The 13887-nt window shown below is 61.6% G+C and carries 11 protein-coding genes; 3 read left to right on the top strand and 8 right to left on the bottom strand.

Annotation, left to right across the window (positions count from 1 at the left end; translation table 11 throughout):
• The first annotated feature begins 3 nt into the window (after nucleotides 1–3).
• Entirely contained in the window at nucleotides 4–1509 is a 1506-nt protein-coding gene (locus ACQR1W_RS15355) for an FAD-binding oxidoreductase (RefSeq protein ID WP_434851849.1), read from the top strand.
• A gap of 212 nt (nucleotides 1510–1721) precedes the next feature.
• On the opposite strand, the gene ACQR1W_RS15350 is transcribed toward ACQR1W_RS15355, so the two are convergent.
• A complete protein-coding gene (locus ACQR1W_RS15350) occupies nucleotides 1722–1937 on the bottom strand; it encodes a hypothetical protein (protein WP_434851539.1) in 216 nt (71 codons plus the stop codon).
• A gap of 421 nt (nucleotides 1938–2358) precedes the next feature.
• Between ACQR1W_RS15350 and ACQR1W_RS15345 the strand changes: the two genes are divergently transcribed.
• On the top strand, nucleotides 2359–2625 hold the full coding sequence (locus ACQR1W_RS15345) for a hypothetical protein (protein WP_434851538.1): 267 nt from the start codon (nucleotides 2359–2361) through the stop codon (nucleotides 2623–2625).
• Nucleotides 2626–3237: 612 nt separating this feature from the next.
• Here the strand turns inward: ACQR1W_RS15345 and ACQR1W_RS15340 are convergent.
• From ACQR1W_RS15340 to ACQR1W_RS15320, 5 genes are all read right to left on the bottom strand, one after another.
• Nucleotides 3238–3930 carry a response regulator transcription factor gene (locus ACQR1W_RS15340; protein WP_434851537.1) on the bottom strand — a complete coding sequence of 231 codons (693 nt, stop codon included), beginning with the start codon at nucleotides 3928–3930 and terminating at the stop codon, nucleotides 3238–3240.
• A gap of 63 nt (nucleotides 3931–3993) precedes the next feature.
• Nucleotides 3994–5859, bottom strand: a complete 1866-nt coding sequence (locus ACQR1W_RS15335; protein WP_434851536.1) for a tetratricopeptide repeat protein — start codon at nucleotides 5857–5859, stop codon at nucleotides 3994–3996.
• Nucleotides 5856–7190: an HlyD family type I secretion periplasmic adaptor subunit gene (locus ACQR1W_RS15330; protein WP_434851535.1), complete on the bottom strand. Its 1335-nt coding sequence runs from the start codon at nucleotides 7188–7190 to the stop codon at nucleotides 5856–5858. The genes ACQR1W_RS15335 and ACQR1W_RS15330 overlap by 4 nt, the downstream gene beginning before the upstream one ends.
• A 34-nt stretch (nucleotides 7191–7224) precedes the next feature.
• Nucleotides 7225–9282, bottom strand: coding sequence for a peptidase domain-containing ABC transporter (locus tag ACQR1W_RS15325; RefSeq protein ID WP_434851534.1), 2058 nt, complete (start codon nucleotides 9280–9282; stop codon nucleotides 7225–7227).
• A gap of 411 nt (nucleotides 9283–9693) precedes the next feature.
• Nucleotides 9694–10857: a TIGR03118 family protein gene (locus ACQR1W_RS15320; protein WP_434851533.1), complete on the bottom strand. Its 1164-nt coding sequence runs from the start codon at nucleotides 10855–10857 to the stop codon at nucleotides 9694–9696.
• A gap of 822 nt (nucleotides 10858–11679) precedes the next feature.
• Between ACQR1W_RS15320 and ACQR1W_RS15315 the strand changes: the two genes are divergently transcribed.
• A complete protein-coding gene (locus tag ACQR1W_RS15315; protein WP_434851532.1) occupies nucleotides 11680–11802 on the top strand; it encodes a hypothetical protein in 123 nt (40 codons plus the stop codon).
• Nucleotides 11803–12244: 442 nt separating this feature from the next.
• Here the strand turns inward: ACQR1W_RS15315 and ACQR1W_RS15310 are convergent, their stop codons facing one another.
• Together ACQR1W_RS15310 and fdh3B are read right to left on the bottom strand one after the other, a co-directional pair.
• Complete coding sequence (locus ACQR1W_RS15310) at nucleotides 12245–13240, bottom strand: formate dehydrogenase subunit gamma (RefSeq protein WP_434851531.1); 996 nt, start codon at nucleotides 13238–13240, stop codon at nucleotides 12245–12247.
• Between the two features lie 45 nt (nucleotides 13241–13285).
• Complete coding sequence (fdh3B, locus tag ACQR1W_RS15305) at nucleotides 13286–13882, bottom strand: formate dehydrogenase FDH3 subunit beta (protein WP_035983358.1); 597 nt, start codon at nucleotides 13880–13882, stop codon at nucleotides 13286–13288.
• Between the last annotated feature and the right edge of the window lie 5 nt (nucleotides 13883–13887).

Here is a 13887-nt window from a genome sequence, read left to right as displayed (position 1 = left end):
ACGATGTCCGCGGCGAGCTGCGGCAGTGACAGGTTTGACAAACAGGCGGGTGACACTAACCTGGACCTTGCGTTTTCTCGGAGCAACGGTGCCGTGAACCCGATCAAGTCTGGCGCCAACCCGGCCGCTCCTGAACCGGCCCTTCGGGTCCTGCTCGAGCGCTTGTCCAGCAAGTTGGCGCGAGGTGCGCTTCTGGTCGGCGATTCGGTCGACCCGCGCTATCGGGAAGACCGCAGGGGAAAGCACTCTGCGCCGCCGCGATTTGTCCTTCGACCAAGGTCAACTGCGGAGGTTTCCGAATGCCTCGCCGCATGCAACGAGCTTGAGCAGCCACTTGTCGTCCAAGGCGGTCGCACCGGCCTTTCGGGCGCGCATCGTGTCGTCGGAGGCGAGGCGGTTCTGTCGTTGGAGCGCATGACCGCCATAGAAGAGATTTCTGAGGACGGCGCCACAATCCTCGTGGAAGCGGGAGCACCGCTCCAAGCTGTGCAGGAGGCGGCTGACGCGGCCGGGCATGTTTTCGGGGTCGATATCGGATCCAGGGGGACGGCGACCATCGGCGGCAATATCGCAACCAACGCCGGCGGCATTCGCGTGTTGCGGTATGGCATGTTCCGGGCTCAGGTCGCAGGCCTGGAAACGGTCCTGGCCGACGGCACGATACTTTCCTCACTGCGCGGTCTGGACAAGGACAACACCGGCTACGATCTGAACCAGCTGTTCATAGGCAGCGAGGGCACGCTGGGCGTTGTTACTCGTGCGAGGCTGCGTTTGCATCCCAAGCCCGTCGCCGAAGCCAACGCCTTCCTAGCGGTGCCGTCCGTCGAGGCGGCGTTGGGCCTCCTTGGCCGGCTGCGACGAGCTCTTGGTCCTTCTCTGTCGGCCTTCGAACTCATGCTTCCAGAAGCGGTTGATGGTGTCGTCAGGTTTCTCGGCATTCCACGACCGATCCGAACAACCGCCCCCGCCTACGTGCTCACCGAAGTCCAGTCCGTCAGCGAGTCGTCCATTGTTGAGACGTTTGCTTCGTGCTTGATGCAGGAAATCGAAGACGGTCTCGCACTCGATGGGGTCGTTTCACAATCCTCTCGGGAATTCCGATCGTTGTGGGATATGCGAGATTCCTGTGCCGACTATGTCCGTAGTCTTCAACATGTCGTCGGCCTCGATATCAGCGTTCCAACGTACCGGATCGCGGACTTTCTTCGGGACGGCCAAGCCGAACTGAGGGCCATCGATCCCTCAACCGAACTGATCGTGTTCGGCCACGTCGGCGACGGCAACCTGCACTATGTCATTCGAACCCCCAGACACCACGAAGCCGCGGAGAAGATCTATCACCTGGTCGCCCGACACAACGGCTCGATCTCGGCCGAGCACGGCATCGGCATCGACAAGAAAGCTTGGCTGCACCTTTCTCGAAGCCCCGCGGAACTCAGGACGATGCGTCTGCTGAAGTCCGTTTTCGACCCGAAAGCAATCCTTGGTCGCGGACGCATTTTCGACTGACCCGTTGGCGCCAGTCTGACCTCGCGGTTGTCGGCGCGGGTCCAGCGCATTGGCGCGCTCGAGACTATGGCCGAAGGCGCCGCGCTCATGAAGGCCGCCGCCAACCGAGCCTGCGCCGAAAGCGGCCGCCAGGATTAAAGTGTGCAGCACGATCGCGCGCGCGTCGTCCGACCGGCTCCGCGCCAAATGGGTGCGACCGCCGACGCGACGGATCAGGTCGGCTCCTGACGACGCGACCCGGGCCGCCCCCGCGCTTCGCCAAGAAGCTGGCCCGTCGTGCTGTTGACGAAGTGCAGCGATGTGCACGCCGGGCACCACACCGGGACGTGGGTGTCTTCGGGTTTACGCGCTTCCAGGGCTTCCTCGTCCAGCCGGAGCTGAACGGTTATTCCCGTGCGCGGGCACTTGAACAGGATCTGCCGCCGCATGCCGCGAACATGCGCCCTCACCGCCCATCGGCGAAATTACGGATCACTACTTAGTGCTCTCTCCGTAGTTGAGGTGGGTCAAGGCGAACCGCAGGGGCGGGCCTAGCAATGAACTGCATCAGGGCGCTACGACGCCGATTGCGCGAGGAGGCGGAGCCCGGACTCTTAGACACTCCGAGTCTTCGCCTGTCGACTGCGCCAAGACCCGCAACAAGAGGGCCGGCTCGGAGAGCGGCCGCCCGGCCGGTTTCGCTGGAACCAAACTTGGCACCGCGGGTTTCACTGCCAAAGAACTGGAAAAAAGAACTGGAAAATGGACGCAGCGAACAATCAGCCTCGGCGCTCCTTCTGCGGAAGCCGGGGCTGATTTGCGTTCGACCCTCGATCCGAAAGCTTCATCGTGGTGCTCAGGAGAGCCATGATGTCCGTGGACCTTCACCGTGACGACCTCGCGGCCGTTGTGCGCTACGCGCTCGAGACGACCCGCTCGACGACCGTGTGCCCGTTCCACGAGGAGGTCCTCATCCGGGTGGGAGACGATGCCGCCGAGAGCCACGCGCTCGAACTCGCCAAGAGGATCACCAAGAGCGACGGATCGACATGGGACAGGGAAGCGCTGCGGCGTGAGATCGGGCGGCAGCTCGTCACCGCAGCGGACGGTCGATGTCCGCTCTGCGAAGCCACCTAGCCAGCGTAAACAGCAAACTACGTCCCGCGCGCGAGTTTGAAGCGGAAACTCCTTTCCGGCTACGACATCTTTAATCGCCGGTTGGTTCGGCTTGCCTTTGGCACAAAGGAAGCGAGGCCTGCGTTCGAGCGCACCATGCAACTCCTTTCCAGCGCGAATAACCGCACTAGTTTCGCTCCAGAAACAGCGCGAACTAACCGTGACGAACGCGATCGAACCCGAATGAAAACGAAGGAAACTCAACAACGGCGATCGATACCCTGCCGCTCATAACGGTCTGGTTGCAGGTTCGATTCCTGCCGGGCACCAGCCTTCGCTCGCGAAGTGAGTGAAGGATGCCGCGCCGAGCCCAAGGGGCTAGCGAGCTACGGCTCGGCAAGCCAGCTCACCTTCGGGGCTACGCGGCGCACCCGCTCCGTTCAGATCACCGCGCCAGAAACCCAGCTTGATCACCCATCGCCATGTGCTCGACGGATCGTCAAACCAGCGTTGCACTTTCAGATCCACCGCGACTTCCGCAACTTCAATCGCGTATTCGGCGGCCCCATCGCACAAAGCGGCCGGAGGAGCTCGATGCCTAGACCACGAATCCCGATATCCAACTGCCAGGCTTCACGCCGCGGCCCGGATACAGAACCCGACACCCCGCACCGTGTTAATGAGCGGATAGGCCTGTTCGCTGTCGATCTTTCTTCGCAGACGTCCGACGTAAACATCAATCAGATTCGTCGCAGGATCGAAATCCAGACCCCAGACGTGCTGCAGCAGCAGGTTTCGCGTGATGACCTCGCCAGCGTGGCGGGCAAGGTACTCGAGGAGCCTGAATTCGCGGGGCCTTAACCCGATCTGTCGGCCGGCCCGGTACGCGGTTCGAGCCACGAGGTCCATTTCCAGATCCCCCACCCGCAGCGTTGTTTCCTGCCAGACCGAAGTGCTCCGCCGGGAGAGCGCATCAACACGAGCCAGCATTTCCACGAGGGCGAACGGCTTCACCAGGTAGTCGTCGGCGCCTGCACGCAGGCCGTCCACGCGATCGGCGACTTGGCCAAGCGCGCTGATGATCAACGCAGGTGTCCCGATCCCGTATTGCCTGAGGCGCCGGATCACTTCGATCCCATCGATGCCCGGCAAGGCACGATCAACGGTCATCACAACATATTCGGCGGAGCGACCAAAGCGCAGGCCGTTCTCGCCGTCGGTCGCGATCGTAACGTCATAGCCGGCGGAACCCAAGCAACGACCAAGCTCATTGGCGGTCTGCGAATCGTCCTCGATGACGAGAACACGACGCATGCTGTTCGGCATGACATCAACTCCATCGCAGGGTTTTGGCTTCGCGATCCAGGTCGCAGACTGCTCATAGCAGCTTCAGAGCTTTGCTAGATGGATAGGACGGCGCATTCGTTCAGACGATTGCGTCGGCGGCACGAACTGTTTCGAAGCGAGATCAAGCCCCGCGTCCGCCAGGACTCGAGCTGACGCACGCCCCAGCCACAGACGTGCTGCTTCCAGATCCCGCTCGCCCGCCAGCCCTCGCGCCAAATATCGACCCAGCATCTTCTGAGCTTCGGAATGGCCCCGCTCAGCGGCTGCTCGGAACCAATGCTGCGCCACCAGCGGGTCCGTCGGCACGTCATGTCCACCGTCGCTCAACACGCCCAGCGCGTACATCGCGCCAACGTGCCCTTTGCCGGCGGCCTTCTCGAACAACGCGGCTGCCGCGAGATGATCGCGCGGTCCGCCGCGGCCATTCACCATCATTTCCGCCAGAGCCGCCTCGGCATCCGCAATGCCGACCGCGGCAGCGCGTGCGATCCAGGCACGACCTGCCTCGGCATTGGCCTCGGTACCACGCCCGTCGACAAGCATGCGGCCATACCAATATTGCGCGTTCGCTACCCCATCGGCGGCCCGGCGGAGATATCGGACCGCTTGCCGCTCGTCGCGCTCAACGCCGGCCCCTTCCGCCAGACAGAGGCCGTAGTTGAGCGCTGCCACCAGATTACCGGCCGCAGCCGCCTGCTCAAGCCAATGGCGCGCATCGGTGAGGTCTTCGGCGCGTCCATCACCGAAACCTCGCAAGAGAAGATTGGCGAGATCCACCCGAGCCTGCGCATCGCCGCCATCGGCGGCGATGCGCAACCAGCTCGCCGCCTCTTTCGGGTCGCACGCCACCCCGGCGCCAGTCAAGTAAAGCAGGCCGAGCGCCCGCGCCGCCGTCTGGTGGCCGGCTTCTGCCGCACGGCGAAACCAGATCGCCGCTTCTGCATGATTGGGCGGCAACGCCCCTCCCTTGGCGTAGAGGTCGCCGACAAGCGCCGCCGCATCCGGATCGCCGGCCAGTGCCGCCCTGCGGAGCCACGACTCACCTTCTGCCGGGTTTGGTTCGACTCCAAGCCCTTGCATCAGCATGCGTCCCCAGTTTGCCTGGCCCGAGCGATTGTTCTTGGCAGCCGCTTGTCGGTAAAGCTCGGCGGCAGCCGCGGGATCTCGCTCCGTTCCACAACCGTGTTCGGTCATCACGCCAAGCAGATGAATCGCTGGTGCCAATCCGGCCTGTGCAGCACGACGGAGATTTTCGACAACCCTGCGCCGCCCTTCCTCATCCTTGACTGATCGAGCCAGCGACTGCGCATATCCGAGCGCGCCCTGAGGACAACCGGCCTCGGCGGCGCGCTTATACCACGCGTGCGCCTCTTCCGGGTTGCGCATCGATTCCGGGCCAGAGGTCAGGATATAGGCAAGCACGGCCTGTCCGTCCGCGGAGCCGCGCTCGGCTGCCCGCCGCGCCCATTTTTCCGCCGCGACAAAGTCGGGAGCCGGCGCTTGCTTCGCTGGGAACAGATTTGCGGACGTGGGCTCGCCTGCAAGGGCTTGTGGATCCGCTCCGGCGCCAACCCCGTGAATGTGCAGTGCCGCGAGCAACCACTGGGCCTCGACATGTTCCAGAGCCGCGGCGCGCGTGAGCCAGCGCGCGCTCTCGGTGACGCTGAGCGGGACGCCCGAACCCTCCAGATAGCAGCGCCCGACCTCGTATGCGGCCTCCGCGATGCCGGCATCGGCGGCAAAGGCGAACAGCGCAAAGGCACGTGTTGTCTGAGACTGCTTCTTCAGTCGAATCGCACGTCGTAATGCTGCCGATGACGACAGCAGGCCGACAACACGATCGAGAAGACGTGCTCGTCTCGTAGCTGCGCATTTGCGACCCGCGGTCCCTTCCTCGGTGCATCTCACGGTTCGCGCATCCCTTCCGACATCACTGGTAGTATCCGGCCAAGCAGATAAGCCATCACGGTGCGCTTGCCGACCTTGATGTCGGCGGCAACCGGCATGCCGGGCATGATGTGAAAGCCAGCCGGCAGGTCGTGCAGCATCAATCGGTCGAGAGTGATGCGCGAACGGTAGTAGGGCTCGGCGCCGGCCGGGTTCACAGGACCAGCGCCGGTACGGGCTTTCGTGCTGTCCTCCGCCGTAAAACTGTCGGCGCTGATGGTGCGAACCGTTCCATAAGCCAATCCGTACTGTGTCGACTGAAAGGTGTCGAACTTGACAGCGACAGGGGCGCCGATGTGGACGAAGCCATGATCACGCCCTGCGATGTCCGCTTCGATCTCGAGCGGTGCATCGTCGGGCACCAGCGTAATCAGCTGCTCGCCCGCTTGCAGCACGGAGCCCTCGGAAACCCTGCCAACCGTCAGCACAGCGGCATTCCGGTCAGCGCGCATTTCGATCAACTCGCGCCGCAACAGCGCCTTGTTCAGCGACTCCCGCGCATCGCTCAACTTACGAGATGCTTCCGACAGCGCTTGGCCGATCTGGCCATGCCAGTCTTGAACATAGGCGTCACGCTCAGCGATCATCGCGGCAAGTTCTGCCTTGGCGCTCTCCGCTGTATTGAGAGCCGTGGTCAGACTGCGCTCAATCTCGAGCCGGCTGTCGGTCGCGATCAAGGCGTTGAGCTGACTTCCGACCTGCAATGCCTCCAATTTCTTGCGCATGGCCTCCACTGCTTGGGCAACGGCTAGCCGCTCGCGGAAGGCTTTGGCATCCGCGGTCGACCGCGCCGCTGTGGATGCCAGGGCATCGATCTTCTGTCGATAGAATTCCAGCTTGGACCTCCGTTCCGCCTCGCGCTGCGCGTAGATGCCAGCCTGAAGCAACATTGGCTGATCAGTCCCCGAATACTGGAAGGACCTCTGCTCCACCTCGGCTTGCATGCGCGCCACCTCGGCTTGCAAGCTCGCGACTTGTGCTTGCAGCGCGCCGACATCGGCGCTGGTAAAGGTCGGATCAAGCCGAGCAAGCACGTCGCCCGCGTGAACGCTTTGTCCTTCCGTCACATTAATCGAGCGGACAATCGAGGTCTCCAGAGGCTGCACGACCACCATCGGTGCCCGGGAGACTACCTTTCCGCGCGCCGTCACAACCCTGTCGATCGGGAACAGCCACATCGCCGCCGCGCACGCGGCGAACATGCCACCAATCATCCAGATTGTGCCGCGCGCGGCCCGGGGAACAGGAGCTGCAATGATTGCCGTGGTCGGCGACTGGAATTCCAAGACCATCGGAAGCGTCAAATCATCCGATCGGCCGGTGAGGCTAGCTGCACCGGAGCGGCGAGTGAGCAAGAGCGGCATGACGTAGCCCTTGGCTTTCGAAATGGCGGCTTTGCTGCATCCAGAGCTGACGGTAGATGGTGCAGCGTTCGAGGAGCACGCGGTGCGGCGCGATGTCGACCGCCCTGCTCCTCTCCAGAACGAGGATCTGATCACAGTCTATCAACGATGAAAGGCGATGCGACACGATCACCATCGTCCGGCCGCGTGCAATGCGAACCAGATTGGCGTTCAGCAGCGCCTCGCTCTCGGGATCGAGCGCACTGGTCGCTTCGTCCAGGATCAGGATTCGCGGATCGCTGATTAGTGCCCGCGCAATCGCCAGCCGCTGCCGTTGTCCGCCTGAAACATTCGGCGAACCTTCCTCGATCAGCGTCGCGTAGCCATTCGGCATGCGCTCGATGAATTCTTCGGCGCCGGCAAGGCGCGCGGCGATTACAGCGTCGTCTAGCGTCAGTCCCGGCCGCCCCGCGATGATGTTGTCGCGTATTGAGCCGCGGAACAGGAAGTTCTCCTGCAGCACCACGCCAAAGTTCTGGCGCAGGTGGCGCAGATTGATCTCGCGCACGTCGTTGCCGTCGATCTTCAGGAAGCCGGTATAGTCGCGGTTGATGCCCTGCAGCAGCCGCGTCAACGTCGACTTGCCGGATCCGCTACGTCCAACGATACCAAGCATCGTGCCGGCCGGGACATCAAAGGTCACGCGGTCAAGCGCGGGAAGCGTTGTTCCCTCATAGGTGAAGCTGACATCCTCGAATGAAATGGCGCCCGCAAACCGTGGCAGCAGCCCGCCAAAGGCGGCCTCGGACTCCGGCGGACGATTCAGCACCGAGGCTGCTTCACCGACCGCGGCTGCGACGCTTTGGTAATCCTCTATCAGACGTGCCAGCCCGGCGAGCGGCTGGGCCACACGCATGCTGAGCATCATGAAGGCGAACAGCGCACCGACCGCATAGCCGCTATTGTCCGCCAGCGCCATGTAAGCCCCCACCAAGACGATACCAGTGGACATGAAACGCTCGATCGGGGCGACGATCGTCTGCGGCCAGTTCGTCAACTTACCGAAGGCAAGGCGCCACGTCGCGGCATCGGCGACACGCACATCCCATAGCGCGCTGCGTTGCCGTTCCAGGGCGAGTGATTTGATCGTCTTGATCCCGAAAATGGTCTCGCCCAGCGCCGAGGCCTTGTCGGTCTCGGCGCGAACCACCCTGGCGAATACCCGCTGCAAGGGCTTCAGGAAAGAAAGGATGACCAACATGATCGACGCGGCGCAGGCCAGGACGATCCACGCCAGGGTGGTGTTGAGAAAGAACAGGAACGGCAGCAACACGACGAGCGTCGTCAAATCGAGAAACGTACTCAGCAGCTTTCCGGTGAGGAATTCGCGGACCTTGTAGACTTGCACGATCTTGTGCATGGTTTCGCCGGTGGGATGCCGCTCGAAATAGTCAAGCGGAAGCCGCAACACGCGGTTGAAGACATACAGGTTCAGTTTTGCATCGAGCCGCGTGCCGACGACGAGAACGATCAGCCGGCGGGCATAGCCGAGAAGGACCTCAAACACGGCCGCAGTCGCGAGCAGCACGGCGAGCAGCGCGAGCGTCGAGTAGCTATTGTGGGTGAGGACCTTATCGACCACGCTCATGACCAGCAATGGCGGAAAGATCGTCAGAAAGCTCAACGTCAGCGATGCCAGCCCCACATCGCGCAGCGATCGCTTCTCCTGCAGCACCAGGCCCGCGAGCCAGCTCAGGCCAAATGGCTTTTCGGCCTCCGGCTGACTACGCGGGGCGCGCAGCAGGACCGCCTCACCCGACCAGACCTGCTCCAGCCGCAGCCTGTCCGCGGCAATCGTGCATCCGCCTGCAGCCGCGCGGGCATCCTTGAGGACGACGATATTGTGCTCGGCATTCGCACCGACCAGCAACGCGGCACCACCGTCCGTGAACAGCAGCACCACCGGCCCGGCGTCCTGCAACCGCATGAGTTGACGCCACCGCAGCCGTACCGCGCGTGCCCACATGCCGGCGTTCTGCAACCAGGCGGAGAGCGCAGCAGCGGAGGGCACTTGGTGACGGTCGGTGCAGGGAAACTCGCGCGGGTCGAGCGCAATGCCATGGAATCGGGCTGCATTGATCACGGCCTCTAGGCGCGGATGAACCTCGTGGCCGCCGTCACGAGGGCGGGCCGCGCCATTCCCCACCGCAAGCCCATCCCCGGGACTGGCTGCTCCGGGACTGGCTGCGGATATTCGCGAGCGACTATCGATATCCAAGCCGAAAGACTGCCCGCCCAATATCTCCACGAGCGGTCCTCCTCAGACTAGCACTCCTCTGCATTTCCAGGAATTCGGCCCTGCGACGCCGCCGATACGGAGCTCCACACGTGCGAAGAACTCCATGCAGCAGAACGAAAAGCCGAACGCCGTCTCTCAGTGATGGCACCGCCCTCAGCCGTGCGGATGCGAGCCCGGCATCGACATGGAGGACCGATCCGGCTCGGGGGTCGCCGACAAGGTGCCAAACAGGCCCTGTGCTTCGTCCTGCACACCGGCCGTAAAATAGATCTTGTTGGGGTCGCTGTTGCCACTGCCATTGCCAGGAACCAGAGCCCAGAGATCACCAATGGTAATTGGAGCGCCGGCGGCGTCGAGCAACTTGCCGTCAAAGTGATCGCTCTTCAGATTGAAGGCATTGATGGTGCCGTCACCGAAGTTTCCGACCAGTAGATCGCCGCTCAGCTCTCCAAAGGAGGCAGGCGCGATTGCAAGCCCCCAGGGTGAATCGAGCGGCCCGCGCGATGCCACCCTTTGGAGTAAGTGCCCTTCGAGGTCGAACTCGTCCACGAAGCCGTTGCCCGCACCGGCAACGTCGTCATGCTTGGCCGCATCCTGCAATGCGAACGTAACGAACAAGTGGCCATCAAGGACCTGGACATTAAAGGGCGCATAGCCATGCGGCAGATGCTTATCGGTAAAGCTGTTCACCTGATTGAAGTTCTGGTCGAAGACATCGACCTTCCCACTGTTGAAGTTCGCAGCGAAAAGGAAGGTACCCTCGTCATTAGTGCCGATCGCGAGACCCTTGTAGACGGCGCCCTTGCTCGAATTATCGACCGCGATGACCGAGCTCGTGGGATCTACGTTCGGGCTCCAGCCGGATATTGTGCCGTCCTCCGTTGCGAAGATGAACTTCGCCGAGTCAGTCTTGCCGCCACTGGTGACGTCGAAACCGCTTCCTGCATTGAAGACCTGTCCGGTGGGGGCGGAATGGTCTTCTCCGGCGATTCCTGCGACCGTTACAAGCTGAGGCCCGGCCGGCATTCCGGCAGCATTATAGATCGTCGTCACGCCCTTGCCGTTATCCGAGACCCAGAAAAGCCCAGTCGGGCTTTCGGCAATGCCCCAGGGATTGATGAGGTTTGGATCGATTGTCGTTGTCGCTGTGACGCCAGGGGTCTGCGCACTATCTGCAACCAGATTGGTCTGCGTGACGGCGACCTCCTGGTTTTCGCGATCGTGATTGTGGTGATGACGATGATGATCCGGATTCATTGCGTCCATGATTTCCTCCAGTTCCGTGGCGCGCGCATCCCGACGCCGATCGAGCGACACGCGACCTCTCGAGCCCTCTCCACTCGGAGCGGGCAGCGCTTCTGGCAAAGGAAATTTCCGAACGCTCGTGAAGGACGAGCGACAACTTACAGTATCTATTCCGGCATCACGCCAACTCAAATGACCTTTTTGTTAGTTTTTTCACGATCGGGTGACACTCGCAGGTGGCACTTGGCGCATTCGGATATTTCATCTCATCGTTCGAATGCAATGAACGCGATCGAACGCAAACGAAAGCGAAGCAAAATCAACGAAGCCAAGCGATATGCTTGCCGCTCATAACGGTCTGGTTGCAGGTTCGAGTCCTGCGGGGCCCACCAATGTTATCCAATGTTATTAGGCTTTCATTTCGTCGCCGCTGGGCCGCCGCACCAGAAGCGCCTCACCTCGTGATTGACTGCCATTACTTCAGCAGTCTGCAAACTACCGCTCTACACTTGCTCTAGCTATGGTTCTCCGCGTGCTTCGTAGATTCGGCTGAAACGGTGCGCTTCGTCGTCGAACTGCTTATCAACAGTTGCCAGCTCGTAAGTGTCTGGTTCGCGCCGATAGCGGCCCCCACCGCCGAAGGGCTTTTGGCACGGTCCCAAACACGTCATCGATCGCTTCAATCGTGGCTAGGCAAACGATCCCTGCAGCTGCTATTTCCGCACTGCGCCATACCTCGCCTCAATCGCATTTGTTCGGTGCTACTGGCTCCCGTGTGGACGACCGGAGAGGCCTTGGCGCCCCGAGATTGAACATTGCGACGTTTTGGTTTGTCCACAATCGACCCTTCTTGTATAATCTACGCGCCTTTTCAGTCTCCTGAAGAGACCTGCCATGAAAGCCTTCCTGCTAGCCTGCATCGCCGCCATTGTTATTGCTGCGGCTGCCGTTGTCGTGCTCAATTGGGTTCAAGAGCCAGTGCAAGAGGCCTTTGCAACGACAGCTGTGCGTCTCTAAGCGTCGCGCTGAGAGATTCCAGGCAGGGACAACGATTTGCGTACCGCTTGTTTACGAAGCGCTCAAGGCTGCTCCGTAACGTGTGATCGCGACGCCGACCTTAACGGTTTGTGAAGTTCTTCCGATTCCGCTTTGAACCGTGTGCAACCTTGCGCCGACAGAGGCTGAGCGGAGATTCTCCATGCGTTCGACGATACTCGCTCTCACGATCGCTCTTACGATTGTTGCCGGTTCCTCGACCTTGCTGCGATCGTGGTCGCTTTCGACTGAATCACCCTCAGCTGGCAGGCCGCCGTTGCAAGAACTGTATAAATTGGCCGGCGTAGACAAGTTTCCGGCTCAACAGATCGAATATCTGTCGATGGAGACACGACTGTAATTTCTGCCAGGCCTATGCGAGGAGCACGAGGCGCTCTGAAGCGACGCCGGGGCTGCCGGATTTCTACTCTGCCGCAGTCGCGGCGGTCCGCGCATTATTTGCATCCGCGCGCGCAATCTCGTTTTCAAGCCAGAGGTTATGGTGCTCCCTGGCCCAGTTGACATCGACGGTGCCGCTGCCCATCGCTTCGAACGCACCTTCCATGCCAATCGTGCCAATATAGATATGCGCCAGCATCGCCGCGATGAACAACATCGCCACGATGGAGTGGACGATTTGCGCGAGCTGCATCCCTTCAATCCCGGACAGATAGAAGGGGAACATCAGGTTATATCCGGTGGCCGCCACCAAACCTCCGCCGATGACCACGATCCAATAGATCGCCTTCTGGCCGGCGTTGAAGCGATAGGCCGGTGGATGATCGTGACCCACGATACCGCCGCGGCGCTTGAGCCACTCGACATCCACCTTGTTCGGGATGTTGCCCGCGATCCACATCAGGAAGATCAGCACGACTCCGATGGTGAATGGGAAGCTCAGATAGTTATGTGCGTATTTTGCCCACTGCGACCAGTCGGAAAAGGCCTCGTGGCCAATCAGCGGCAGGAGCAATGGACGGCCGAAGGTGACGTTCAATCCGGAAATCGCAAGAACGATGAAGCAGGTCGCGGTCATCCAATGCACAAAGCGCTCGAATGAGCTAAAGCGCACGATGGCCCGCCCCGAGCGACCGCTCTCCAGTCGTACCATGCCGCGGCTGAGATAGAAGATGATCAACACCGCGAGCATGCCAAGAATGGCGATGCCGCCAATCCAGCGCAGCGCAACCTCGCGGAACTCACGCCACTCGCGCCCGGCTGGTTGCACGAGCACACTGGAGCGCTGGTCGGGAATGCTGACGCGCCCCTGGATCCGGTCCATTTTCTGAAGAAGCTGCAGCTCCCTGACCGAGCTGGCGGTCGGGTTGACCTGCTGAGCAACGGACGGTGCAGCCACGGAGACGAGAAGCACCAGTGCGCCCGTGCCAATCGCGAGCCGAATAAATCGTGCAAGACACACCTTACATTCCTCCCGATATTGAGCGATCGATGGCGTTATCGCCTTTCAGGACTCGATCGTCTCGCGATAAGCGGTCTTCCAGCCCCAGGCACCGGAGCCGTAGCCGCGCTTCATCACGCGCTCCTTGTAGATCTGGGCAATGATTTCGCCGTCGCCGGCGAGCAACGACTTGGTCGAGCACATCTCGGCGCACAGCGGCAGCTTGCCCTCGGCCAGACGGTTCGCACCATATTTCTCGTATTCCTCCTTGCTGCCGTCGGCCTCGGGACCGCCGGCGCAGAACGTGCATTTGTCCATCTTGCCGCGAGAGCCGAAATTGCCGACCTTCGGATATTGCGGCGCGCCGAACGGACAGGCGTAGAAGCAATAGCCGCAGCCGATGCACAGATCCTTGGAGTGAAGCACGACCCCGTCAGCCGTCGTGTAGATGCAATTCACCGGGCACACCGCCGCGCACGGGGCGTCGGTGCAGTGCATGCAAGCCATCGAGACCGAACGCTCGCCCGGCTTGCCGTCATTGATAGTGACGACGCGGCGCCGGTTGATGCCCCAGGGCACCTCGTGCTCGTTCTTGCAGGCGGTGACGCAGGCATTGCATTCGATGCAACGGTCGGCGTCGCAGAGGAATTTCATACGTGCCATGGTCG

The organism is Bradyrhizobium sp. HKCCYLS1011 (genome assembly GCF_051167795.1).
GTDB lineage: Bacteria > Pseudomonadota > Alphaproteobacteria > Rhizobiales > Xanthobacteraceae > Bradyrhizobium.
This window is presented reverse-complemented; position numbering and strand designations above follow the sequence as displayed.